Below are 22531 nucleotides of genomic sequence, written 5' to 3' on the forward strand. Positions count from 1 at the left end.
ATCGGCAGTTCACGACAGCATCGCAACGCTCATGTGACAGTCTTGTGACGTCGGGAGGTTTGGGTCAACGGGTTTCGTTGGCGTTCGGTTTTTTACGAAGTTGCGCGAATGCCCCCATCACGGCGCCGATGATCGGGTTGATGACCTTGGTCGCCACCGGCAGCAGGGCCAGTCCCAGGATCAGGCCGATGACGCCGTCGCAAAAGGCGGTGACAACCCATGCGACCACGCCGGGGGCCGCGGGCACGGCGGCGGCGGCGGCCTCGGCCCAGTCATGGATCAGGTGATAGGGCGCGCCCCAGCCCAGCTGCTCCAGGCCGTGCACGATGATCTGCCCGCCGACCCAGATCATCGCGGCGGTGCCGACCACGGTCAGCGTCTTCATGAAGCCGGGCATGACCTTGACGATGCCGCGGCCCAGGGCGGCGACGGCGCCGGTGCGGCGCTGTGCCAGGTGCACCCCGACATCGTCGGCCTTCACCACCAGCGCCACGAACCCATAGACCGCGACTGTGATCGCCACGGCGACCAGCGCCAGGATGACCGCCTTCATCAGCAGGCTGTCGTCGGTCGGGATGGTGGACAGGGCGATTGTCATGATCTCGGCCGACAGGATGAAGTCGGTCTTGATGGCGCCGGCGACGCGGGCCTCCTCCAGCGCGGCACCGTCGGTGTCGGGATGGGTGTGCTTTTCGCTGTCATGGGTGTCGGTCTTGTGGAACAGGTGCGCGACCTTGTGCGCGCCCTCGTAGCACAGATACGCGCCGCCCAGCATCAGCAGGGGCGGAATGGCCCAAGGCGCAAAGGCCGACAGCAGCAGCGCGACCGGCAGCAGGATCACCAGCTTGTTGAACAGCGATCCGCGGGCGATCTTCCAGACGATGGGGATCTCGCGGCTTGCGTCGAAGCCGTGGACGTATTTCGGCGTCACCGCCGCGTCGTCGATGACCGCGCCCGCGGCTTTGGCGCCCGCCTTGGCCGCCTGGCCCGCCACGTCGTCGATCGATGCCGCCGCCACCTTTGAAATTGCCGCTACGTCGTCAAGAAGCGCGATCAACCCGCTCATGCAGTGTCCCTTCGGAAATTGGCCCGATGCGGCGCCGTGCCGCAGCCCATCAGCACCCGGCAACGCGCGTCGAGGCAAGCGGTTTCACCATCACTCACGGATCGGCATGCAAAAAGGCCCGCGCAGAGGGGACTGCGCGGGCCATGACCTGCCTGTCGGGGGACGGCAGGTCCTGCGGGGCGTCTTAGGACGCCGGCAGCAGCACGGTGTCGATCGAGTGGATCACGCCGTTCGACTGGTCCACGTCGGGGATCAGGACGGTGGCGACGTTGCCGTTCTCGTCGGTGATCTGCAGGGCGTTGTCGCTGGCGCGGATGCTGGCGGTCAGCGTGCAGCCGCCCACGGTCTCCAGCGCGGCCGAACCGCCGCCCTGCTGGATCATGCGGCCCACGGCGGACGACATCGCCTCGGTCGGGACGACGTGGCAGGTCAGGATGGTCTGCAGGGTCTGCAGGCTCTCGGGCTTCAGCAGGTCCTCGACGGTGCCGTCGGGCAGCTTTTCGAAGGCCGCGTTGGTGGGGGCGAAGACGGTGAACGGGCCCGGGCCCGACAGCGTCTCGACCAGGCCCGCGGCCTGCACGGCGGCGACCAGCGTGGTATGGTCGGCCGAGTTCACGGCGTTTTCGACGATGTTGCGGTTCGGGAACATCTCGGCGCCGCCCACCATGGTGTTCTGGGCAAAGGCCGGTGCGCCAAGCGCGATGGTGGCAGCGATGATCGAAGCGCCGACTTTGGTAAAGCGGGTGGTCATGGACTTCCTCCGGTTTTGGTTCTGGGCGGCATTTCTGCGCCCGACAGTCCCAAACACGCGGCAGGCGCGGGTTAGTTGCGCAACCCCCCGGTCAATCCGCGATCACAAGGACGTGAGCGGCGCGATGGCCACGACCGGCCCGGTCGCCTGGCCGGTCGGCGATCCGCCCGCCGGTTCGTCCGACAGCGCGATCTGGATGTCGGCCGAGGGGTCCAGCCCGTCCGGCAGCGTCATGCGCAGGGTGCCGTCGCGCGGGACCAGCCCGATCGATACCGGGGCCGAGCCGTCGGGTTTCACCCACCAGATCTCCCAGTCGCGGTCATCGGGGGCGGCGCCGCTTTCCAGCGCGATCTCCATGTCGCGCCCGTCGATGCGGGCAGCGACGCGCAGGGCCTGATCCTGGGTCGCAAGCTGTGCCTGATAGGCGGGGGCGGCGGGCTGCTGCAGCCCGGGCAGCCACAGGAACGCGGCGGTCGCGGCGACGGCCAGCAACCCGGCCAGCGCGCCCATCGGACCGCGCCACCAGGCCCGCCGTTCGGTCGGGTCGTTGGCCAGGGGCGGGGTGACGTGGCCCAACCGTTCGCGGATCGCCTGGCGCGCGCGGGCAGGGGCCATGACCGGGGTCAGCGCCTCGGCGATGCCGGCCATGCGTTCGTACCAGTCGTGGACGATGCGGGCGAAATCCGGGTCGGTGGACATGCGGGCCGTCGCGGCGGCGGCCTCGGGTCCGTCCAAGAGGCCAAGCGCCAGCTCGGCCGCCAGCGCCTGGTCTTCCTGGGACGGGGTCAGCGGGGCGTCGTCGGTCATTGGCTTACGCAATCCTTCAGTCGCAGCAGGCTGCGGCGCAGCCAGCTGCGCACGGTGTTGATGGGAAGCCCCTCACGCGCGGCCAGGTCGGCATAGCTGACCCCCTCGAGGTAGACGGCACGCACGGCGCCCGCCTGCGCCTCGGCCAGCCTGGCCAGGCAGTCATCCAGCATGCGGCGTTCCTGGGCCATGATCGTCGCCGATTCGGGACCCGGCGCGCTGCAGGCGACGAAGGCCGCGGCATCTTCGGGCGCGGTCACCGGTCGTGATCCGCGGGCACGCAGCCTGTCGATGGATCGGTTGCGGGCGATGGTGATCAGCCAGGTCATCGGCGACAGCCCGTTCGAGGCATAGCGCGCGGCGCTTTGCCACACGCGGATATAGACCTCCTGCAGGGTCTCCTCGGCCTCGGGGCGGTCCTTGAGGACGGACAGGCACACGGCGTGCAGCTTGGCCGATGTCGCGTCGTACAGGCGGTCAAAGGCGTCGCGATCACCCATGGCGGTGCGGGCGATCAGGGTTTCCAGTTCGGAACGGCGTGCGTCTGTCAAAACCGGGGCATCCTTCCAAGGGTTGTGGGCACCTTATGAAGCACACCCTCGCGCGTCAACGCGCGCACGGGGTGGCGGCCGCCCGCGCCGTGCCTTGCACCCGTTGCCCGAATGCGCGATCAATGCGCCGATGTGATGGAAAGGGCTAGGGCCGATGCTGGACATGAACGCGAAACCCACCGAAGAGATCGACCTGCGCGAGGTGTTCGGTCTGGACAGCGACATGAAGGTCAAGGGCTTTGCCGACCGCACGGATCGCGTCCCCGAGATCGACAGCACCTACAAGTTCGATCCCGACACGACGATGGCGATCCTGGCAGGCTTTGCCTACAACCGCCGCGTCATGGTCCAGGGGTATCACGGGACGGGCAAGTCCACCCATATCGAACAGATCGCGGCGCGCCTGAACTGGCCCTGCGTGCGCGTGAACCTGGACAGCCATGTCAGCCGGATCGACCTGATCGGCAAGGATGCGATCAAGCTTGTCGACGGCAAGCAGGTCACCGTGTTCCATGAGGGCATCCTGCCTTGGGCGCTGAGGAACCCGACCGCGATCGTCTTCGACGAATACGACGCGGGCCGCGCGGACGTGATGTTCGTGATCCAGCGCGTGCTGGAGGCCGACGGCAAGCTGACGCTGCTGGACCAGAACGAGGTCATCACGCCGAACCCCTATTTCCGGCTGTTCGCCACCGCCAACACGGTGGGCCTGGGCGACACGACCGGCCTCTATCACGGCACCCAGCAGATCAACCAGGGCCAGATGGACCGCTGGTCGCTGGTCGCGACGCTGAACTATCTGCGTCACGACGCCGAAGCCGCGATCGTGCTGGCCAAGGTGCCGCATTACAACACCGAGAAGGGCCGCAAGACCATCAACCAGATGGTGACGCTGGCCGACCTGACGCGGACCGCCTTCATGCAGGGCGACCTGTCCACCGTCATGAGCCCGCGCACGGTCATTTCCTGGGCGCAGAACGCGCGCATCTTCGACAACGTGGGATACGCGTTCCGCCTGACCTTCCTGAACAAATGCGACGAGCTGGAGCGCCAGACCGTGGCAGAGTTCTATCAGCGCCTGTTCGACGAGGAATTGCCGGAAAGCGCAGCCGCCAAGGCGGGCTGAGGCCCGCGCGGCCAAGGGGGCCATCCGCAGATGAAGAAATCCGACAACCCCGCCGACCCGTTCAAGAAGGCCCTGACCGAGGCGACGCGCGCGCTGGCGGGCGAACACGAACTGAACGTGACCTTCAGCGCGGACCCGGCCGGGGTTGCGGGCGACACGATGCGCCTGCCGCAGATCAGCCGCCGCATGGGCCGCGACGAGGTGCTGTTGGCGCGCGGCACGGCCGACGCGCTGGCCATGCGGATGCGCCACCACGATGCGGGCACCCATGCCCGCTATTCCCCCGCGGGCCCCATGGCCCGCGAGCTGTACGAGGCGCTGGAGACCGCGCGCTGCGAGGCACTTGGCGCGCGCGACATGCCGGGGGCGCTGTCCAACATCGACGCCAAGATCGGCGCCGAGGCCGACAAGAAGGGCTATGCCCAGATCAAGGCCCCGGCCGATGCGCCGCTGTCGGTGGCGGCGGGTTACATCCTGCGCCAGGCGGCGACCGGGCGTGCGCTGCCCGCGGGCGCGCAGCATGTCGCCGACCTGTGGCGGCCCTTTGTCGAGAGCCAGGCCTCGGGGGCGCTGGCGGACGTGAACGACGCGCTGGCGGATCAGGCCGCGTTCTCTCGGCTGTCGCGGCGGATCATCACCGACCTGGGTTATGGTGACCAGCTGGGCGAGGATCCGGACCAGCCCGAGGATGACGACAGCGACGAGAACGCCGAGCAGGACGAGGAATCCGGCGACAGCGAATCGCAGGATCAGGACGACAGCGAGGAGAGCGACGCCAGCCCCGAGCGCAGCCAGGAGCAGACCCAGGACGAGCGCCAGGCCCAGGTCGGCATGGACGACACCGCCGAGGACGAGATGGCGGACGAGGCGGAGATGCCCGATCAGGACAGCCCGCCCGACCTGCCGCCCCCGGTCAGCGAGGCCAGCCCCGATTACCGCGTCTTTGCCCAGACCTGGGACGAGGAGATCCGCGCCGAGGATCTGGCCGACATCGCCGAGCTGGAGCGCCTGCGCGCCTATCTGGACAAGCAGCTGGAGCCCCTGCGCGGGGCCGTCAGCCGCCTGGCCAACAAGCTGCAGCGCCGCCTGCAGGCCCAGCAGAACCGCAGCTGGGAGTTCGACAAGGAGGAGGGCGTCCTGGACGCCGGCCGCCTGGCCCGTGTGGTGGCGAACCCGACCATGCCGCTGTCCTTCAAGATCGAGAAGGACACCGAGTTCCGCGACACGGTCGTGACGCTGCTGATCGACAATTCCGGGTCGATGCGCGGGCGTCCGATCAGCATCGCGGCGATCTGCGCCGACGTGCTGGCCCGCACGCTGGAGCGGTGCAACGTGAAGGTCGAGATCCTGGGCTTTACCACACGCGCCTGGAAGGGCGGGCAGTCGCGCGAGGCATGGCTGGCCGCGGGCCGTCCGGCCCAGCCCGGCCGCCTGAACGACCTGCGCCACATCGTCTACAAGTCCGCCGATGCGCCTTGGCGCCGCGTCCGCCCCAATCTGGGGCTGATGATGAAGGAGGGGCTGCTGAAGGAGAACATCGACGGCGAGGCGCTGGAATGGGCGCACAAGCGCCTGACCCGCCGCCCCGAGGCACGCAAGATCCTGATGGTGATCTCGGACGGCGCGCCGGTCGATGACAGCACCCTGTCGGTCAACCCTGCCAACTTCCTGGAACGCCACCTGCGCGACGTGATCGCCATGGTCGAGAAGCGCCGCGCCGTCGAGTTGCTGGCGATCGGCATCGGCCATGACGTCACCCGCTATTACCAGCGGGCCGTGACGATCACCGATGCGGAGCAGTTGGCCGGGGCGATCACCGAGCAGCTGGCGGCGCTGTTCGACAGCGATCCGCGCAAGCGGGCGCGGGTGCTGGGCATGGCGTCGATCCGGCGAGGCTGATTGCGTCCCGCGACGCCGGGGGGCGCCGCCCCCCGGACCCCCCGAAGGCATTGCTGATCCGTGACCTAGTCCCGCAGCAATCGACGGATCGTGTGGCGCAGCAGGCGATCACCCCCGGGTTGCCATCCGGCGCCGATCAGTGCGGTGCAGTCCGGGACGCGCAGGCGTGACGCATCGGCACGCGGGGGCAACGGGTGACGGCTGCCGGTGGCGTCGCGGACGATCGCCAGTAGGTCGTGGTGATCCAGCACAAGATCACTGCAGTTGAGGGTGGATGGCAGCACCCCCGTCGACAGAAGCAGGACCAGCGCCCGGGCGAGGTCGGCGGCGTGAACCTCGGTCGCGATGCGCGGGGTGATGAGGCGACCGGACAGGTAATCGGCGAACAACGTCCGCCATTTATGCGCGGGGCCGGGACCATAGACGCCGGTCGCACGGATCGCGCAGCCCGCCAGCGGCAGCGATGTCAGATGCGCCTCTGCCCCGGCCTTGACCTGGCCGTAGAGTGTGGTCGGCGCGGCGGGCAGGTCGTCGGGCAGGCGCATCCCCGGCGGATGACCGTCATGCACCGCGCGCGAGGACAGGAACAGCACCCGCCCGACCCCCTGCCGCACGGCCTGATCGAACAGGGCACGCGTGCCGTCCAGGTTGGCAGCGATGAAGGCCGCGGGGTCATCACCCTCTCCGCCGCGATAGCGGCCCGGCGCGTGGGCGAAGGCACAGTGGATCAGCGCGTCATGGCCCTGCAGCGGCGCAGGGTCGCCCAACGCCCAACCATGGGCCCGGTCCAGGGGCGTGACGTCGTGGCCCGCCCGGCCCAGGGCGCGCGCGGCATAGCGCCCGACGATCCCGGACGCGCCGGTCAGGGCCACGCGCATCAGACGGGCGGGCCGGGCAGGGCGTTCAGGTCGGGCAGGGGTCCGCCTGCCGCGATCTGGCGCCAGAGGTCGATCAGCGGGCGCAGACTGTCGGCCTTGGGGTGATCCTGCCAAGGCTTTTCGTACTGGAAATGCAGGATGCGGATCTGGGTCCAGTCCCAAAGCTGCGGCATGTGCGTCCAGACGTATTGCAGCAGGTTGTGGTGGATCGACAGCCCCTGCCAGTCGGGAAAGTACTCCTGCAGGAAGGTCTGGTCCGTGCGCCGCCAGAAGGCGCCCGGCCGGTCCAGACGGGCCATCATCGCGGCGAAGGTCGCGGGATCGGGGCGTGCGGTGAAGACGCCCGAATTCATCCGGCCGAACCCGTCCAGCCCGTCATAGACGTTGGGCGCGGCGCAGAATTCCGGGAAATCGAACAGCTTGTCGACCGGGCGCAGCACGATCGCGTCGGCGTCGATGAAGACGCAGGCGTCGTAGTCCAGCTGCCATAGGCGCAGCTTGATGAAATTGTCCAAGGGGGTATGGAAATCCGGCTTTCCGCCCTTGAGGAATGCGGCCCGTGCATGCAGCGCGTCGCGGGCGTGGGCCTGGTCGAAGGCGTCCGACGTGGGCAGCAGGTCGGCGCGGATCAGCCTGGCCCCAAGCGCCGACAGGCGGGCCTGCGCATCCGCATCGAGGCCGCGGTGCATCACCGCCAGATCGGCGGAGGTCCCGGTCAGCCTGAGGGAACGCAGGAGCGCCTCGGCGCCCGGCAGGTAGGCGGCATTGCTGACCAGGGTGACGAAGGCGCGGCGTGCTGTCGCAGGTCCGTCTGCGACTAGTCCGGGGGGCAGCGTGGGATCGGTCATCGGCGCGGGTCCTGATCGGGGCGTGTGTCGGGCCTTCATGGCAGACGGGCGCAGGGTTTGCCAAGCTGTTGCGGAACCGCCCACCCCCGGCCACGTTTCCTTGCGAGTCCAACAGGAAAGTGATCCCATGTCCCACAACCACGAGCCGGAAAAAGCCGCGCGCAACCACAAGCCCGCGATCATCGCCATCATCGTCGCGCTGGTCGTGGCGGCACTGGTGTTCTTCGTCTTCACGCCTGGCGTGGACGAACAGGAAGACGGCATCGCCACGACCGCCCCGCCCGCCGACACCCCGATCAGCGATGCCGAGGGTCTGGGCGAGGATGTCGGCGAACCCACCACGCCCGGCGCGGACACCCCGGCCGATGGTACCACCGCCCCCACCGGCACCGCCGACCGGCCCGCAGGCGACGACGCCCCCGCCCCCGCGAACTGAGCCGCGCCCACACTCCGTGTTCCCCGCGCCCGGACCTGAAACGGTCCGGGCGTTCTTCTGACGCAACCGTGACCGGCTTGGGCCGATGACATTGCCTCACGGGTTTGAGATAACGGCCACAGAATGGCGCGCAAAGCGCCGCGGGCGGTATCTTCGGACAGAAGAAGGGGCAGGCATGAAATTTCTGACAAAGCTGTTACTGGGGTTGGCGGTGGTGACATTCGCCGTCTCCTGCGGACGGACGCCGCCGCGGGGGCAGGCGCCCGGCGGCTACCAGGTCGCGCCCGGACCCGGGGCGAACCCGCAGCTGGGCGACCGCGCGCCGCACCAGTGGCGCAACGGCGCGCCCTATGGGCATGCGGTGCACGGCATCGACATCTCGCGCTGGCAGGGGGACATCGACTGGAACCGGGTGCGCGGCGCGGGCATCAGCTTCGCCTTCATCAAGGCGACCGAAGGGGGCGATCACGCCGACCCGAACTTCCGCCGCTACTGGTACGAGGCCGCGCAGGCCCGGATCCCGCGGGGCGCCTATCATTTCTACTATTTCTGCCGCTCGGGCGCCGAGAACGCCTATTGGTACATCCAGAACGTCCCGCGCGAGGCCGGGTCGCTGCCGCCCGTCCTGGACATGGAATGGACCAATTCGCGCAACTGCCCCCGCCGCCCCCCGGCCGCCGAGGTTCTGCGCGAGGCCGAGGTGTTCATGCAGATCGTCGGCCGCCATTACGGTCAGCGCCCGATCATCTACACCACCGTCGATTTCTATCGCGAGAACCAGATGGGCCGCATGAACGCCGAGTTCTGGCTGCGCTCGGTCGCGGATCATCCCAGTGTCACCTATCCGGGCCAGCGCTGGACCTTCTGGCAGTATACCGGCACGGGTATCGTTCCGGGCATCCGCGGTGACACGGACATCAACGCCTTTGCGGGCTCGGCTGCGGATTGGGCGCGATGGTTGCAGGCGCGTCTGGTTCGCTAGCCCCGCGGCGCTGGCTGCAGGTCGAGTTCGCGGCGCTCTATGTCGGGGCGCCGCTGGCGATCGCATTGTTCCTGCCGCCCGATCAGCTGTTCACCGCGCTGGCGGTGTTCAGCCTGGCCGGGATGGCGCTGCTGTGGATCACCGGCGGGTTCCGCTGGCGCGTGCTGGTGCGGGGCTGGCGGCGGATGCCCTGGCAGGAGCTGGCGGGCATCGCGCTGGCGACGCTGGCGGCGGGCTGGCTGATCCTGGCCTGGATGCGCCCCGAAGCGCTGTTCTCGATCCCCCGCAACCGGCCCGAATTCCTGCTGGTCATCTGGACCTTCTATCCGATCCTGTCGGCGCTGCCGCAGGAGCTGATCTTCCGACCGCTGTTCTTTCACCGCTACGGCGCGATCCTGCCCCAGGGGCGGGCGGCCATCGCGCTGAACGCGGCCATCTTTTCGTTCGCGCATCTGATGTACTGGTCCTGGATCGTGGCGATCATGACCTTCGTGGGCGGCTGGTTCTTTGCGCGCGCCTATCTGCGGCACGGCTTTCCGGCGGCTTGGGCGCTGCACGCGGTGGCCGGGAACGTGCTGTTCGCCGTCGGCATGGGCGTCTATTTCTACAGCGGCAACGTGGTGCGGCCGTTCTGAAGGCCCGCTCTAAGAGGTTGACTTCCCGCCCGGCCCGCGCTTTGTGCGGGGGCTGAAAAACTGGGGAAAACGCTCATGCACGCCTATCGCAGCCATACCTGCGGCGACCTGAAGGCCGCCGATGCCGGAACCACCGTCCGCCTGTCGGGCTGGGTCCACCGGGTCCGCGACCACGGGGGCGTGCTGTTCGTCGACCTGCGCGACCATTACGGCATGACGCAGGTGCTGGCCGACAGCGACAGCCCGGCCTTTGCCGCGATGGACAAGCTGCGGGCAGAGACGGTCATCCGCATCGACGGCCGGGTCAAGATGCGTGACGCGTCGCTGGTTAACGCCAAGCTGCCCACCGGCGAGATCGAGGTCTATGCCACCGAGATCGAGGTGCTGGGACCCGCGGACGAACTGCCCCTGCCGGTTTTCGGCGACCAGGATTACCCTGAGGAGACGCGGCTGGCCTATCGCTTTCTGGACCTGCGCCGCGACAGCCTGCACAACAACATCATGCTGCGGTCCAAGGTCATCCGGTCGATCCGCAACCGCATGTGGGACCAGAACTTCACCGAATTCCAGACGCCGATCATCACGGCCAGCAGCCCTGAGGGCGCGCGCGACTTCCTGGTGCCGTCGCGGCTGCATCCGGGCAAGTTCTATGCCCTGCCGCAGGCGCCCCAGCAGTTCAAGCAGCTGATCATGGTCGCGGGCTTCGACAAGTATTTCCAGATCGCCCCCTGCTTCCGCGACGAGGACCCGCGCGCCGACCGCAGCCCGACCGACTTCTATCAGCTGGACATGGAGATGTCCTTCGTCCGGCAGGAGGACGTGTTCGCCACTGTCCAGCCGGTCATCCAGGGCCTGTTCGAGGAGTTCGGCGGCGGTCGCCGCGTGGACGCCGACTGGCCGCTGATCCCCTATGCCGACAGCCTGCTGAAATACGGCACCGACAAGCCCGACCTGCGGAACCCCATCGAGATGCAGGTGGTCAGCGATCACTTCCGCGGGTCGGGCTTCGGCATCTTCGCCAAGCTGCTGGAGCAGGAGGGCACGCAGGTCCGCGCCATTCCCGCGCCTACCGGCGGCAGCCGCAAGTTCGCCGACCGCATGAACGCTTTTGCGCAAGGGCAGGGGCTGCCCGGCATGGGCTACATCATCTGGCGCCGCGCCGAGGACGGTTCGACCGAGGCCGCCGGTCCCATCGCCAAGGCGCTTGGCGTCGAGAAGACCGAGGCGATCCGCACGCAGCTGGGCTTGGCCGAGGGTGATGCGGCCTTCTTCCTGGGCGGCCGTCCCGACCAGTTCGAGGCCGTCGCGGGCCGCGCCCGCACGGAAATCGGCCGTGAATTGGGCCTGATCGACGAAAACCAGTTCAAGTTCGCCTGGATCGTCGATTTCCCGATGTACGAGAAGACCGACGACGGCAAGATCGACTTCAGCCACAACCCCTTCTCCATGCCGCAGGGCGGGATGGAGGCGCTGAACGGCGACCCGCTGGAGGTTCTGGGATACCAGTACGACCTGGCCTGCAACGGCTATGAGCTGATCAGCGGCGCGATCCGCAACCACAAGCCCGAGATCATGTTCAAGGCGTTCGAGCTGGCCGGCTATCCGGCATCCGAGGTCGAGAAGCGGTTCGGCGGCATGGTCAAGGCGTTCCGCTATGGCGCACCGCCGCACGGGGGCTGTGCCGCGGGCATCGACCGCATCGTGATGCTGCTGGCCGACGAGCAGAACATCCGCGAGGTCATCATGTTCCCGATGAACCAGCGCGCCGAGGACCTGATGATGGGCGCCCCGTCAGAGCCCACCAACGAGCAGATGCGTGACCTGCGTCTGCGCGCGTTGCCGAAAGAGTGACCTGACCCCGGGCGGCGGGCATGGCATGATGCTGCACAGCAGCACCAGCCGGAGCCTGTCGCCCGATGCCGTCCTATGCTGAAATCGCCGCGATCCGCCTTGGCTTTGGCCTGTCGCCGCGCCTGACACCGCCGGCCGACCCGGCGGGAATGGCGGCATCGGTTGCGGCGGCCACGCGGTTCGGCCCGCAGGCCGTGACGCTGGACAAGGTCCGCGCCTGGCAGGACAAGGGCCTTGACCTTGGCGCCGCCGCCCGCGCCGGCGATCCTGCCGCCCGCGATCGCGATGTCGCCTATCGGCGCAGGCTGGGCGGTATCTATCGTGCGGCGATCCAGAACCGTTTCGCGCGCGCAGTCGATGACCCTTCCGGCTTTGGGGAACGTCTGGTCTGGTTCTGGGCCGATCATTTCACCGTCACCGGTGGCACGGTCTATTGGAACCTGATGACCGACGCCTTTGTCCAGGATGCGATCCGTCCGCATCTGACCGGTCGGTTCGCCGACATGATGATGGCGGCCGAAATCCATCCGGCGATGGTGCGCTATCTGGATCAGGACCGGTCGGTCGGCCCCAATTCGGCCCGCGCGCGCAGGAATCCCGACAAGCCGTTGGGACTGAATGAGAACCTGGCGCGCGAGATGATCGAACTGCACAGCCTTGGCGTGGGGGCCGATTATTCTCAGCAGGACGTGACGCAGCTGGCCGAACTGCTGACCGGACTGGCCTATCACCCCCGGCAGACGGGCATCTTTCGTCCCGGCCAGTCCGAACCGGGGGCCGAGACGGTTCTGGGCGTCCGCTATGGCGGGGGGCGCGCCAGTCTGGACGACATTCGCGGGGTCATCGCCGACCTGGCCCACCATCCGGCGACCGCCCGGCATATCGCCCGCAAGATGGCTGTGCATTTCGTCGCGGACGAACCGCCGCAGCCGCTGGTCGACCGGCTGGCGGCCGTGTTCGCCGATACCGGCGGCGATCTGGGCGCGATGAATCTGGCGCTGGCAGAGGCGCCGGAACTGCGGCAGCAGTTCCGCCAGAAGATGCGGCAGCCCTTCGACTTTCTGGTGGCCGCCCTGCGCGGCCTTGGCGTCGACGGGCGGCAGGTCCGCGACATGAAGCCGGGCCAGCTGCAGCGTTTGTTGCTGCAGCCGATGACCGCGATGGGGCAGGCCTGGGGCAGCCCCTTGGGGCCCGACGGCTGGCCCGAGGATCAGGCGGCCTGGGCCAGCCCGCAGGGCTTGGCAATGCGCATCACCTGGGCGCTGAGCGCGCCGTCGCGGCTGACCGACCCGCTGCCCGACGCACGCCAGTTGCTGCGTGCGGCCTTGGGAGACACCGCGTCCGAGGCGCTGTCCTGGGCAGTGCCGCGCGCCGAAAGCCAGGCCGAGGGCGTGGCCCTGATCCTGGCCTCGGCCGATTTCAACCGGAGGTGACGCGATGCTGTCTCGGCGGCTGTTCCTGAAATCGACGGCGCTGATCGGCTGCTCGGCCGCCGCGCATCCGCTGCTGTCGTCGGCGACCTTCGCGGCGGCGCCGGGCGACAATCGCTTGGTCGTCATCATCCTGCGCGGCGCGATGGACGGGCTGGACGCGTTTCAGCCCTATGGCGACCCCGCACTTCGGGGGCTGCGCCAGACCCTGTCGCTTGGACCCGATCACGGCGCCAGCGATCTGGACGGGTTCTTTGCGTTGCATCCGGGCCTGTCGGAGCTGATGCCGCTGTGGCAGGCAGGGCAACTGACCTTCGCGCCCGCCGTCTCGACGCCCTATCGCGACAAGCGCAGCCATTTCGACGGCCAGACCATGCTGGAGGCCGGCACCGGCACCGACCTGGACCTGGATGCCCAGCAGGACGGCTGGCTGAACCGGCTGCTGCAGGCGATGCCGGGGCAGGCGTCGGAGACCGCCTATTCTGTAGGGGTCTCGCAGATGCGCATTCTGCAGGGGCAGGCCCCGGCCAAAAGCTGGACCCCCAAGGCGCAGATGGACCTCAGCCAGCAGGCCGAACAGCTGCTGACGCGCATCTATCACGATGACCCGCTGTTCCGCGACGCCAGTGCGCAGGCGATGGAGATCGTGGCCAGCCTGTCGCCGGACCTTGCCACCGGCAAGCCGGGACAGGACCACCTGGAGATCGCGCGTTTTGCCGCGGACCGCCTGAACGGCCAGACGCGGATCGCCAGCTTTTCCATCGGCGGGTGGGACACCCATGCGGGGCAGGCGGGGTCGCTGCCGCGGATGCTGGGGCGGCTGGCCGACACGATCCTGATGCTGAAGGCGGATCTGGGCGCGAACTGGGACCGCACCACCGTCATGGCGATGACCGAGTTCGGACGCACCGTCCGCGAGAACGGATCGGCGGGGACCGATCACGGCACCGGGGGCACGCTGCTGGTGGCGGGGGGCGCCGTGCGCGGCGGGCGGATGATGGGCGATTGGCCGGGTCTGGCCGAGGGCGACCTGTACGACGGGCGCGACCTGATGCCGCTTCGCGACATTCGCGCCTATGCGGCCTGGGCGATGCACGCCAAGTTCGGCATCGATCGTGCCACCCTGGAGGGGTCTGTCTTTCCCGGACTGGACATGGGGTCCGATCCGCGGATGACCGCCTGATCCTACATCTCGGCCACGCGGGACAGGCGGTCCTGGACCATGCCGCTGATGCGGGCCAGATCCGTCGCAAGCGCGTGGCCCGCGTTATAGTCGCGCGCAAGTGCGGTGGCCGCAGCCTCCAGCGCGGGGTCGTGCGCCGAGCGGGCGACGCCGGCCAGGAAGCGGGCGATATAGTCGATCTCGGTCGTGTCATGGGCGCTGGACAGCACCTCGGCCACATGGGCCAGATCGTCGCGCAGGCCCGAGGGGTCGGGCTGGATCACGTCGTCGGGCAGCGCCCGCAGCGTCATCGCCCCGGTATCAGCGGGCAGCACCCGCAGGATCGCCTGCTGGAACACCGCCAGGCTCTCGACCGGCTTGGGCAGGAACCCGTCCGCACCCGCCGCCAGCGCCTCGGACGCGCGGTCGGGATCGCCGGACATCGCCAGGATCACTGGCACCCGCAGTTCGGCGGCATGCAGTTCGGCGATCAGCGCGACCCCGTCGCCATCGGGCAGGCCCAGGTCGATCACCACCACCGCCGGACGATAGCTGCGCAGATGACGCGCCGCGGACCGCAGGCAATCCGCGCGGCGAATCCGCGCACCGGACTTGAGACACAGCAGCCGCACGGCCTCGCTGGCAAAGCGCGAATCCTCGATCACCAGCACCGTCAGGCCTGTCAGCGGTCTGTTGGGCAGCGACAAACGCCATTGCGGCAAGGGCTTGGGCGTGTCGGCCGTGATATCCGTCAGCATGTCTGTGTCCCCATCCACGTCTTCACGCCCAGTTAAGCCCCGATTCGCTAAGAACCGGTTAACGGCGATGCTTTTCCTTTCCCGCGGCGCGCCCAGGGCTTAGAACCGCCTGAAACGGAGGATGTGACGATGATCGGTCGCCTGAACCATGTCGCCATTGCCGTCCCCGACCTGCAGGCGGCGGCGGCACAGTACCAGACCACCCTGGGGGCCACCGTCGGTCCGCCCCAGGACGAACCCGACCACGGCGTGACCGTCGTGTTCATCGAACTGCCGAACACGAAAATCGAGCTTTTGTACCCTCTGGGCGACGATAGCCCCATTCGCGGGTTCCTGGACAAGAACCCGTCGGGCGGCATCCATCACATGTGCTTCGAGGTGGATGACATCATCGCCGCGCGCGACCACATGAAGACACAAGGCGCCCGCGTGCTGGGCACCGGAGAGCCGAAGATCGGCGCCCATGGCAAGCCCGTGCTGTTCCTGCACCCCAAGGATTTCAACGGCTGCCTGATCGAACTGGAGCAAATCTGATGAACCTGACCGGCGGTATCGTTCTGTTCGCCTCGCTGTGGTTCCTGACCCTGTTCTGCGTCATGCCCATCGGGCAGCGCAGTCAGGCCGATGCCGGAGAGGTCATTCCCGGCACCCATGCGGGCGCGCCGTCGGGCGTGAACTGGCGGCGCAAGCTGATCTGGACCACGGCCATCACCAGCGCCATCTGGGCCGTGCTGGCGTGGATCATCCTGGGCGGCGTGATCACGCGCGCGGATATCTCGAACCTGGACCAGTGGATCCGCTGATCATCTGGAACAGGTGGGTGAAGGCCGCCGCCGCCAGCAGCGGCACGGCGATGTTGACCACGGGGATGACCAGGCCCACCGCGACCAGCACGCCCGTCAGGGTCACGCGCGCCGAATGGGCGCGGCGCAGGTCGCTGGCCGGGCCTTCGTCCAGGTGGCGACGGGCGGCCATCTGAAAGAACTCGCGCCCCAGCAGCCAGCCGTTCGCGCCCAGGAACAGCAGGGGCGCAAAGGGGCCGATGAAGGGCGTCAGGATCAGGCTGATCACCAGCACCCCCAGGACCGCCAGCACGACCGCCATGGATTCCAGCAGCCCGTCGAAGAAGTCCAGCGACGTGCCGCGGCGGTCCGGGTAATGGATCGCCTCGACCTTTTCGGCAACGGTTTCCGCGAAGAGGCCCGCAAAACCGGCGGCGACCGGGGCCATCAGGAAGATCCCCATCACCGGAAACAGCGCCAGCGATCCCCAGGACAGCACCTGACCGAACTCGATCTGGCCCAGCCAGGGCAGCGTGACCCCGCCCGGCAGCCACAGCCGCAGCGCCCAGAAGATCGCCGCCTGCAGGGCCACGAACAGCACCAGCGTCAGCCCGATGCCCAGCAGCACCAGCCGCAACACCGATGGGCGCAGCAGGTCGGCCCAACCCCGCAGCAGCGCGCGAATGGGCATCATGGCCGCCACTCGGTCTTGGCGGCGATGTCGGGGCGCGGGCGTTCCGGGGGCTGCGCGCCGCGGGTGCCGATATGGATCAGCCCCGCGACGCGCTCATGCGCCGCGATGCCCAGATTGGCCTGCGCGAAGGATTGGTCCAGCGCCGCAAAGCCCGTCAGCCAGGCGGCGCCCCAACCGGATGCCAGCGCCGCGTTGACCAGCCCCAGGCACAGCGCGCCCGTTGACAGGACCTGCTCCCATTCGGGAACCTTGGAACTGTCGACCGGGGAGAAGACCACCGCCACGATCACCGGCGATGCCATGGCCGAGGCCGCCTTGTCCGCCGCCGCCTGATCCTGCCCCGCGGCCAGGACCGCGTCGCGCAGCAGCGGCGCCATTGCCTCCAGGGTTTGGCGGCCCAGCACGACAAAGCGCCACGGCTCCAGCTTGCCATGATCGGGCACGCGGGCCGCCAGGGTCAGCAGATCGGCCAGCTGGTCAGGGTCCGGGCCCGGGCCGGTCATCATCTTGGGCGGGTGGGACCGGCGGGTGGCCAGAAACTGCAGGGCGGCGTCGTTGCGGTGGTCCATGCGGATCTCCTGTAAGATCAGGGGCGGTAGCCGAGAGGCTGGCCGCGGGCGGGCGTTTAGCCTTCCTTTTCGATGCGGTAATTGCCCTCGGGCAGGTTCAGCGCAAGGCGCAGTTCGGTCAGCTGATGCATGGACAGGGTGATGCGCACGACCTCTTCGCCGTCATCGCTCATCTGTTCCAGAATCACCCGGTCGTCAAAGCCCAGGATGACGACGTCCTCGTTCAGCGGGCGTGTCTGGGCCTCGGCCTCGTCGATCAGGGTGATCACGGTCGCGTCGAAGTCGTGTTCGATGGTGAACATCCGAATCTCCTTGGGAAAGGCCCGACAATCGCGTGAAAGGGGGGCTGCGGCAAGCGGTCGGGGTTTACGCCGGACGGGCAGGGGGTATTCTGCGCCGACAGGATCGCGCCGACGCCGGGGCGGCGCAACAGGGCAGGGACGATGGGACAGATGATGGCGCGCAGCTGGCTGGCAGGGTTGATCGCGGCAGTGGCCGTCGCGGGCTGTGCGCCGCTGCCCGCACCCGGCACGGCCCGCATGCCCGCGCCCGTCCCGCAGGTCCCGGTCCTGCCGGCCCCGTCGGCCCCGCACGCGGCAACGCCGGACGGCGCTGCGCGCAGCTTTGTCCAGGTGATGCGCCGGATGGAGCCCGCCGTCCGCCAAGACTGCCTGAACCGCCGCACCGCGCCGATCAGCTGCGATTTCCTGTTCGTCGTCGACGACCGCCCGGGGCTGGAGCCGAACGCGTTCCAGACCGTCGACCGCAACGGGCGCCCGGTCGTGGGCTTTACCCTGTCACTGATCGCGCAGACCCAGAATCCCGACGAAATCGCCTTTGTCGTGGGGCACGAGGCCGCGCACCACATCCTGAACCMCCTGGATCGCAAGTCCGGGGCGGCCACCGCCGCGGCCGTCGTCCTTGGCAGCCTGGCCTCCGCCTATGGCGGCGACACCGGCGCCATCGCCCGCGCGCAGGAGATCGGTGCATCGGTCGGCGCACGCTACTATTCCAAGGAATGGGAGCTGGAGGCGGACTATCTTGGCGCGATCATCACGCTGAACGCAGGCTATGATCCGATCTCCGGTTCGGGCCTGTTCCAGCGAATCCCCGATCCCGGAAACCACGTGCTGGGCACCCATCCGGCGCGCGCGCAACGCCTGGCGCAGGTCCGCCGTGCGGTCGCCGACGTGCAGGCGGGGCGCATCCGCTAGGGCTGGTGGTGGGGTTGTGCCTGCGCCGCAACGCGACAACCTCCGGCTGCAATAAAATTCACGTGGTGAAAGGAAAAAGCTGGCATACCGGCGGTTTTCTGCTTTAGTCGGCAAAGGTTTGCACAAGACAGATCCTTGAATCGATACCATCCGGCGCTTCGGCGCCTTTTCTATGAAGGGGCGCCCATGATCGGGGTTGTCGTATGGAGCAGCGGGTCGCGTGAAAAGGCGATCATCTGGTGCGAAGATCAAGCAACGCTGGCCTATCTGCAGGGAACCGCGAATTTCGTCGGGCCCGGCGAATGGCCCCAGCCCGGTGATCTGGTCGAACTGGAAACCCGGACCGTCGGCAATCTGCGCCATGCCCTGAACGTGACCATGCTGTCGGAGAAAAGCTGTCTGCAGCTGCCGCGGATCCTGGCCGATTCGCAACAGCAGCCGTCGCGGCCAGCCCTGCGCGTCGTGTCGCATCAGGATGCGGTGCCAAGCGGATCCGTGGCGTCGTCCACCCGGCGCCCGGCGACGACCTATGCGCGACCCCGCAGTGGGGCCGCGCGCTGAGGGGGCGATCAGGCGCCGCGTGACAGTGCGGCGACCCCGGTGCGCGCCAGGTCGGTCAGGCCAAGGGGACGCATCAGATCGGCAAAGGCCTCCAGCTTGGACGGCGTGCCGACCAGTTCGAAGACAAAGCTCTCCAACGTCGAATCGACCACGTTCGCGCGAAAGATCTCGGCGATGCGCAACGCCTCGACGCGCTTGTCGCCGGTGCCGCGCACCTTGAAGAGGCCCAGTTCGCGTTCCACCACCGGCCCCTCGACCGTCAGGTCGTGGACCTCGTGGACGACCACGATGCGGCCCAGCTGCGCCTTGATCTGCTCGATCACCTCGGGGGTGCCGCGCGTGACCACCGTGATGCGCGAGCGGTGGCCGCTGTGGTCGACCTCGGCCACGGTCAGGCTGTCGATATTGTAGCCGCGCCCTGCGAACAGGCCGATCACCCGGGCCAGAACGCCCGGCTCGTTCTCGACCAGGACGGCCAAGGTATGGCTCTCCTCGCGCGGGGCGTGCGGGTCGCGCAGGTCATAGGCCGAATGGCTGGACATGCCCTTCTGGATGTTCAAAGCGTTCATGGTTCTGCTCTCTTTCCGGCCGGTCTCAGACCAGCACCGCGCCTTCGGATTCGATCACGCCCTGCGTCTCGGCCTCGCCCAGCAGCATCTCGTTATGCGGTTTGCCGGAAGGGATCATCGGGAAGCAGTTCTCGTGCTTCTCGACCAGCACGTCCAGGATGAAGGGGCCGTCGTAATCGATCATCTGCTGGATGGCGGCGTCCAGATCCTTGGGGTCGCGCACCTGCGCGCCGGCGCAGCCGAAGGCCTCGGCCAGCTTGACGAAATCGGGCAGGCTGTCGGACCAGGACTGGCTGTAACGCTCGCCATGCAGCAGCTGCTGCCACTGGCGCACCATGCCAAGGCGTTCGTTGTTCAGGATGAACTGCTTGACCGGCAGGCGGAACTGCACGGCCGTGCCCATCTCCTGCATGTTCATCAGCCAGCTGGCATCGCCCGCGACGTTGATCACCAGTGCCTCGGGGTGGGCCATCTGCACGCCGATGGATGCGGGCAGGCCATAGCCCATCGTGCCCAGACCGCCCGAGGTCATCCAGCGGTTCGGCCCTTCAAAACCAAGGTATTGCGCCGCCCACATCTGGTGCTGGCCGACCTCGGTGGTGATGTAGCGGTCGTGGCCCTTGGTCAGCGCCTCCAGCCGTTCCAGCGCGTGCTGCGGCTTGATGATCGTGTCGCTAGGGCGATAGGCCAGGCATTTCCGGGCCCGCCATTGCTCGATCTGGCCCCACCATTGCTGGACCGCGGCGCTGTTCGTCTTGCGGCCGCGCGATTTCCAGACCTTCAGCAGATCCTCCAGCACATGGCCCACGTCCCCGACGATCGGCACGTCGACGCGCACGACCTTGTTGATGGACGACGGGTCGATGTCGATATGCGCCTTGACCGATCCGGGGCTGAAATCCGCGATCCGCCCGGTGATCCGGTCGTCGAAGCGTGCGCCGATGTTGATCATCAGGTCGCAGCCATGCATGGCCAGGTTCGCCTCGTAGGTGCCGTGCATCCCCAGCATGCCCAGCCACTTGTCGCCCGATGCCGGATAGCAGCCCAGCCCCATCAGCGTGGAGGTGACCGGAAAGCCCGTCGCTTCGGCCAGCTCGCGCAGCAGTTGGCTGGCGCCGGGACCCGAGTTTATGACGCCGCCGCCGGTATAGAGAATCGGACGCTCGGCCTGCTCGATCAGTTCGACCAGGCGGGTAATCGCACCCAGATCGCCCTTCTTCGTCGGCTGATAGCGGCCCGTGTCGACCTGCTTGGGCCCGACATAGGTGCCGGTCGCGAACTGCACGTCCTTGGGGATGTCGATCAGCACGGGACCGGGACGGCCCGAGGTGGCGACGTGGAAACCCTTGTGGATGGTCGCGGCCAGCTTGTCCGTGTCCTTGACCAGCCAGTTGTGCTTGGTGCAGGGGCGGGTGATGCCGACCGTGTCGGCCTCCTGGAAGCCGTCGGTGCCGATCATGAAGGTCGGGACCTGGCCCGACAGGACGACCAGCGGGATCGAGTCCAGCAGCGCATCCGTCAGCCCGGTGACCGCGTTCGTGGCGCCGGGGCCCGACGTGACCAACACGACGCCCGGTTTCCCGGTCGCGCGGGCATAGCCCTCGGCCATGTGGACGGCGCCCTGTTCGTGGCGGACCAGGACGTGGGTGATGTCGTTCTGCTGAAAGATCTCGTCATAGATGGGTAGGACGGCCCCGCCCGGATAGCCGAATACGGTATCGACGCCCTGATCGCGCAGCGCCTCGACCACCATTCTCGCACCCGTCATTGTTCGGGACATCGTCTTGCTCCATCCATCAAAAACACCCGCAAAGCGCACCCGTCGCGGCCCCGCGTCGGCGCAACCTAGGGTCAGGTTCGGACAGGGTCAATGGCATTTGGCGGAGAAAGTGACGCAGGCACGCCGGAAATTGAAACTTTATTTCGCGGTTTGACGGACGCTATCGGTCGAATTGCGGCAGCGCGATACGGGCGACCTGTTCGACGATCGGATCGACGGACAGGGGATGCGCTTCGTTCGAATGATCCTCGGGGTTGCCGATATCCTGCCAGACGCCACCCTTGTAGATCTCTAGCGCGCTGAAGCGGGCCTTGTAGTCCATCTTGCGGCTGCCCGGCACCCAATAGCCCAGATAGACATAGGGCAGGCCCGCGGCCCGCGCGATCTCGATATGGTCCAGGATAATGTAGGTGCCCATGCTGGCCGGCCGCAGCAGCGGATCGTAGAAGCTGTAGACAAGGCTCAGCCCGTCATCCAGCACGTCGGTCAGGCACACACCGGCCAGGTGATCGTCGCCCTGCGCCAGCGCCGGCATCGCATCGTCGCTGCACCGGTATTCGATGACGCGGGTCTTGACCGGCGTCTCTTCGATCATCGCGGCGAATTCGAAGATGTCCATGTCCGCCATGCCACCATCCGCATGGCGGCTGTCCAGATAACGGCGGAACAGTTCGAACTGATCCTCGGTCGCCCAGGCACTGGTGGCCAGGCGGCGCAGGGCGACGTTACGGGTCGTGATGCGGCGCTGCGTCTTGGAGGGGCGGAAATCGGCCACTCGGATGCGCGCCGACATGCAGGCCACGCAGCTTTCGCAGCTGGGTCGGTAAAGCACGTTCTGCGACCGGCGGAATCCCTGCCGCGACAGCGCGTTGTTCAGTTCCGCCGCATTGTCGCCCTGCAGCGCGGTGAACAGCTTGCGTTCGGCCCGCCCGTGCAGGTACGGGCAGGGTTGTGGCGCGGTCACATAGAACTGCGGCGCATGGGGCAGCGTATGGCGCATCAGGTGCGCCCCTTGCAGCATCTGGTCAGGTCGCGACTGATCATGCGGGCGCAGAAGGTTCCGTATCGCGGGTTGGTGTGCGCGAAAGCCTAGCAACGATTTCCCGGCAGGCCAAGCGTGGAAAGCAGCGGGCCCGCCGGTTCCGCGCAACATGGTTTACCGCGCGTTGCGTTGACGGGCCG

General features: G+C 67.8%; 25 protein-coding genes. 12 read left to right on the forward strand and 13 right to left on the reverse strand.

Going from position 1 to position 22531, the window contains the following annotated elements; genetic code table 11:
- Positions 1-64 precede the first annotated feature (64 nt).
- From GBO37_RS04725 to GBO37_RS04740, 4 genes are all read right to left on the reverse strand, one after another.
- Complete coding sequence (locus tag GBO37_RS04725; RefSeq protein ID WP_045981618.1) at positions 65-1066, reverse strand: DUF808 domain-containing protein; 1002 nt, start codon at positions 1064-1066, stop codon at positions 65-67.
- Between the two features lie 184 nt (positions 1067-1250).
- A complete protein-coding gene (locus GBO37_RS04730) occupies positions 1251-1817 on the reverse strand; it encodes a fasciclin domain-containing protein (protein WP_046000986.1) in 567 nt (188 codons plus the stop codon).
- Positions 1818-1919: 102 nt separating this feature from the next.
- Positions 1920-2624, reverse strand: coding sequence for an anti-sigma factor domain-containing protein (locus tag GBO37_RS04735; RefSeq protein ID WP_127898932.1), 705 nt, complete (start codon positions 2622-2624; stop codon positions 1920-1922).
- Positions 2621-3175 (reverse strand): sigma-70 family RNA polymerase sigma factor, encoded by a 555-nt coding sequence (locus tag GBO37_RS04740; protein WP_045981615.1) that lies wholly within the window; start codon positions 3173-3175, stop codon positions 2621-2623. The genes GBO37_RS04735 and GBO37_RS04740 overlap by 4 nt, the downstream gene beginning before the upstream one ends.
- Before the next feature lie 154 nt (positions 3176-3329).
- On the opposite strand from GBO37_RS04740, the gene cobS reads away from it, so the two are divergent.
- Positions 3330-4301, forward strand: a complete 972-nt coding sequence (gene cobS, locus GBO37_RS04745) for a cobaltochelatase subunit CobS (RefSeq protein ID WP_045981614.1) — start codon at positions 3330-3332, stop codon at positions 4299-4301.
- Between the two features lie 30 nt (positions 4302-4331).
- Complete coding sequence (gene cobT / locus GBO37_RS04750; protein ID WP_148912034.1) at positions 4332-6200, forward strand: cobaltochelatase subunit CobT; 1869 nt, start codon at positions 4332-4334, stop codon at positions 6198-6200.
- A 65-nt stretch (positions 6201-6265) separates the two neighbouring features.
- On the opposite strand, the gene GBO37_RS04755 is transcribed toward cobT, so the two are convergent.
- Both GBO37_RS04755 and GBO37_RS04760 read right to left on the reverse strand, forming a co-directional pair.
- Complete coding sequence (locus tag GBO37_RS04755; protein ID WP_252927532.1) at positions 6266-7078, reverse strand: NAD(P)-dependent oxidoreductase; 813 nt, start codon at positions 7076-7078, stop codon at positions 6266-6268.
- A complete protein-coding gene (locus GBO37_RS04760) occupies positions 7078-7926 on the reverse strand; it encodes a glycosyl transferase (protein ID WP_252927533.1) in 849 nt (282 codons plus the stop codon). Before GBO37_RS04760 ends, GBO37_RS04755 begins: the two co-directional genes overlap by 1 nt.
- A 127-nt stretch (positions 7927-8053) precedes the next feature.
- Here GBO37_RS04760 and GBO37_RS04765 point away from each other — a divergent pair, with 127 nt between their 5' ends.
- The 6 genes from GBO37_RS04765 (at position 8054) to GBO37_RS04790 (ending at position 14443) form a co-directional block, all read left to right on the forward strand.
- The gene (locus GBO37_RS04765; RefSeq protein WP_148912037.1) at positions 8054-8362 is read left to right on the forward strand and encodes a tripartite tricarboxylate transporter TctB family protein; all 309 of its coding nucleotides are present in this window, start codon (positions 8054-8056) and stop codon (positions 8360-8362) included.
- Positions 8363-8537: 175 nt separating this feature from the next.
- Positions 8538-9344, forward strand: a complete 807-nt coding sequence (locus GBO37_RS04770) for a GH25 family lysozyme (RefSeq protein WP_139598450.1) — start codon at positions 8538-8540, stop codon at positions 9342-9344.
- Positions 9317-9979 carry a CPBP family intramembrane glutamic endopeptidase gene (locus GBO37_RS04775; RefSeq protein WP_046000981.1) on the forward strand — a complete coding sequence of 221 codons (663 nt, stop codon included), beginning with the start codon at positions 9317-9319 and terminating at the stop codon, positions 9977-9979. The genes GBO37_RS04770 and GBO37_RS04775 overlap by 28 nt, the downstream gene beginning before the upstream one ends.
- A 75-nt stretch (positions 9980-10054) precedes the next feature.
- Positions 10055-11830 (forward strand): aspartate--tRNA ligase, encoded by a 1776-nt coding sequence (aspS, locus tag GBO37_RS04780; protein ID WP_252927535.1) that lies wholly within the window; start codon positions 10055-10057, stop codon positions 11828-11830.
- Between the two features lie 65 nt (positions 11831-11895).
- Positions 11896-13263: a DUF1800 family protein gene (locus GBO37_RS04785; protein WP_252927536.1), complete on the forward strand. Its 1368-nt coding sequence runs from the start codon at positions 11896-11898 to the stop codon at positions 13261-13263.
- Positions 13264-13267: 4 nt separating this feature from the next.
- On the forward strand, positions 13268-14443 hold the full coding sequence (locus GBO37_RS04790) for a DUF1501 domain-containing protein (RefSeq protein WP_252927539.1): 1176 nt from the start codon (positions 13268-13270) through the stop codon (positions 14441-14443).
- Between the two features lie 2 nt (positions 14444-14445).
- Here the strand turns inward: GBO37_RS04790 and GBO37_RS04795 are convergent, their stop codons facing one another.
- A complete protein-coding gene (locus GBO37_RS04795) occupies positions 14446-15180 on the reverse strand; it encodes a response regulator (protein ID WP_081994695.1) in 735 nt (244 codons plus the stop codon).
- Between the two features lie 129 nt (positions 15181-15309).
- On the opposite strand from GBO37_RS04795, the gene mce reads away from it, so the two are divergent.
- Positions 15310-15714, forward strand: coding sequence for a methylmalonyl-CoA epimerase (gene mce / locus GBO37_RS04800; protein WP_042246072.1), 405 nt, complete (start codon positions 15310-15312; stop codon positions 15712-15714).
- The gene (locus GBO37_RS04805; RefSeq protein ID WP_045981605.1) at positions 15714-15983 is read left to right on the forward strand and encodes a DUF1467 family protein; all 270 of its coding nucleotides are present in this window, start codon (positions 15714-15716) and stop codon (positions 15981-15983) included. Before mce ends, GBO37_RS04805 begins: the two co-directional genes overlap by 1 nt.
- Here the strand turns inward: GBO37_RS04805 and GBO37_RS04810 are convergent.
- The 3 genes from GBO37_RS04810 to GBO37_RS04820 are packed head-to-tail and all read right to left on the reverse strand — an operon-like array spanning position 15940 to position 17527.
- Positions 15940-16656, reverse strand: coding sequence for an EI24 domain-containing protein (locus GBO37_RS04810; protein ID WP_252927540.1), 717 nt, complete (start codon positions 16654-16656; stop codon positions 15940-15942). The two genes, GBO37_RS04805 and GBO37_RS04810, sit on opposite strands and share 44 nt — an antisense overlap.
- A complete protein-coding gene (locus tag GBO37_RS04815) occupies positions 16653-17225 on the reverse strand; it encodes a nitroreductase (RefSeq protein ID WP_252927541.1) in 573 nt (190 codons plus the stop codon). The genes GBO37_RS04810 and GBO37_RS04815 overlap by 4 nt, the downstream gene beginning before the upstream one ends.
- Positions 17226-17281: 56 nt before the next feature.
- The gene (locus tag GBO37_RS04820) at positions 17282-17527 is read right to left on the reverse strand and encodes a hypothetical protein (protein WP_042246064.1); all 246 of its coding nucleotides are present in this window, start codon (positions 17525-17527) and stop codon (positions 17282-17284) included.
- Positions 17528-17668: 141 nt separating this feature from the next.
- Here GBO37_RS04820 and GBO37_RS04825 point away from each other — a divergent pair, with 141 nt between their 5' ends.
- Both GBO37_RS04825 and GBO37_RS04830 read left to right on the forward strand, forming a co-directional pair.
- Positions 17669-18439, forward strand: coding sequence for a M48 family metalloprotease (locus GBO37_RS04825; RefSeq protein WP_252927543.1), 771 nt, complete (start codon positions 17669-17671; stop codon positions 18437-18439).
- A gap of 186 nt (positions 18440-18625) precedes the next feature.
- Entirely contained in the window at positions 18626-19000 is a 375-nt protein-coding gene (locus tag GBO37_RS04830; RefSeq protein WP_252927544.1) for a hypothetical protein, read from the forward strand.
- Positions 19001-19008: 8 nt separating this feature from the next.
- On the opposite strand, the gene ilvN is transcribed toward GBO37_RS04830, so the two are convergent.
- The 3 genes from ilvN to GBO37_RS04845 all read right to left on the reverse strand — a co-directional run bounded on the left by ilvN (position 19009) and on the right by GBO37_RS04845 (position 22349).
- Positions 19009-19569: an acetolactate synthase small subunit gene (ilvN, locus tag GBO37_RS04835; RefSeq protein WP_045981603.1), complete on the reverse strand. Its 561-nt coding sequence runs from the start codon at positions 19567-19569 to the stop codon at positions 19009-19011.
- 25 nt (positions 19570-19594) lie between these two features.
- Complete coding sequence (locus GBO37_RS04840) at positions 19595-21349, reverse strand: acetolactate synthase 3 large subunit (protein ID WP_045981602.1); 1755 nt, start codon at positions 21347-21349, stop codon at positions 19595-19597.
- Between the two features lie 160 nt (positions 21350-21509).
- The gene (locus GBO37_RS04845; protein WP_252927545.1) at positions 21510-22349 is read right to left on the reverse strand and encodes an arginyltransferase; all 840 of its coding nucleotides are present in this window, start codon (positions 22347-22349) and stop codon (positions 21510-21512) included.
- Positions 22350-22531 lie beyond the last annotated feature (182 nt).

This window comes from Paracoccus sp. 08, from assembly GCF_024105395.1.
Taxonomy (GTDB): domain Bacteria; phylum Pseudomonadota; class Alphaproteobacteria; order Rhodobacterales; family Rhodobacteraceae; genus Paracoccus; species Paracoccus marcusii.

Bases quoted from the DNA above. Each gene is read 5' to 3' on its own strand.
- GBO37_RS04810 (WP_252927540.1), bottom strand. From the start codon at position 16,656: ATGATGCCCATTCGCGCGCTGCTGCGGGGTTGGGCCGACCTGCTGCGC.
- GBO37_RS04730 (WP_046000986.1), bottom strand. From the start codon at position 1,817: ATGACCACCCGCTTTACCAAAGTCGGCGCTTCGATCATCGCTGCCACC.
- GBO37_RS04830 (WP_252927544.1), top strand. From the start codon at position 18,626: ATGATCGGGGTTGTCGTATGGAGCAGCGGGTCGCGTGAAAAGGCGATC.
- GBO37_RS04755 (WP_252927532.1), bottom strand. From the start codon at position 7,078: ATGCGCGTGGCCCTGACCGGCGCGTCCGGGATCGTCGGGCGCTATGCC.
- GBO37_RS04770 (WP_139598450.1), top strand. From the start codon at position 8,538: ATGAAATTTCTGACAAAGCTGTTACTGGGGTTGGCGGTGGTGACATTC.
- GBO37_RS04735 (WP_127898932.1), bottom strand. From the start codon at position 2,624: ATGACCGACGACGCCCCGCTGACCCCGTCCCAGGAAGACCAGGCGCTG.
- cobS (WP_045981614.1), top strand. From the start codon at position 3,330: ATGCTGGACATGAACGCGAAACCCACCGAAGAGATCGACCTGCGCGAG.
- GBO37_RS04840 (WP_045981602.1), bottom strand. From the start codon at position 21,349: ATGTCCCGAACAATGACGGGTGCGAGAATGGTGGTCGAGGCGCTGCGC.
- GBO37_RS04725 (WP_045981618.1), bottom strand. From the start codon at position 1,066: ATGAGCGGGTTGATCGCGCTTCTTGACGACGTAGCGGCAATTTCAAAG.
- GBO37_RS04785 (WP_252927536.1), top strand. From the start codon at position 11,896: ATGCCGTCCTATGCTGAAATCGCCGCGATCCGCCTTGGCTTTGGCCTG.
- GBO37_RS04805 (WP_045981605.1), top strand. From the start codon at position 15,714: ATGAACCTGACCGGCGGTATCGTTCTGTTCGCCTCGCTGTGGTTCCTG.
- GBO37_RS04790 (WP_252927539.1), top strand. From the start codon at position 13,268: ATGCTGTCTCGGCGGCTGTTCCTGAAATCGACGGCGCTGATCGGCTGC.
- aspS (WP_252927535.1), top strand. From the start codon at position 10,055: ATGCACGCCTATCGCAGCCATACCTGCGGCGACCTGAAGGCCGCCGAT.
- GBO37_RS04820 (WP_042246064.1), bottom strand. From the start codon at position 17,527: ATGTTCACCATCGAACACGACTTCGACGCGACCGTGATCACCCTGATC.
- cobT (WP_148912034.1), top strand. From the start codon at position 4,332: ATGAAGAAATCCGACAACCCCGCCGACCCGTTCAAGAAGGCCCTGACC.
- GBO37_RS04760 (WP_252927533.1), bottom strand. From the start codon at position 7,926: ATGACCGATCCCACGCTGCCCCCCGGACTAGTCGCAGACGGACCTGCG.
- GBO37_RS04815 (WP_252927541.1), bottom strand. From the start codon at position 17,225: ATGGACCACCGCAACGACGCCGCCCTGCAGTTTCTGGCCACCCGCCGG.
- GBO37_RS04765 (WP_148912037.1), top strand. From the start codon at position 8,054: ATGTCCCACAACCACGAGCCGGAAAAAGCCGCGCGCAACCACAAGCCC.
- GBO37_RS04845 (WP_252927545.1), bottom strand. From the start codon at position 22,349: ATGCGCCATACGCTGCCCCATGCGCCGCAGTTCTATGTGACCGCGCCA.
- ilvN (WP_045981603.1), bottom strand. From the start codon at position 19,569: ATGAACGCTTTGAACATCCAGAAGGGCATGTCCAGCCATTCGGCCTAT.
- GBO37_RS04795 (WP_081994695.1), bottom strand. From the start codon at position 15,180: ATGCTGACGGATATCACGGCCGACACGCCCAAGCCCTTGCCGCAATGG.
- mce (WP_042246072.1), top strand. From the start codon at position 15,310: ATGATCGGTCGCCTGAACCATGTCGCCATTGCCGTCCCCGACCTGCAG.
- GBO37_RS04775 (WP_046000981.1), top strand. From the start codon at position 9,317: ATGGTTGCAGGCGCGTCTGGTTCGCTAGCCCCGCGGCGCTGGCTGCAG.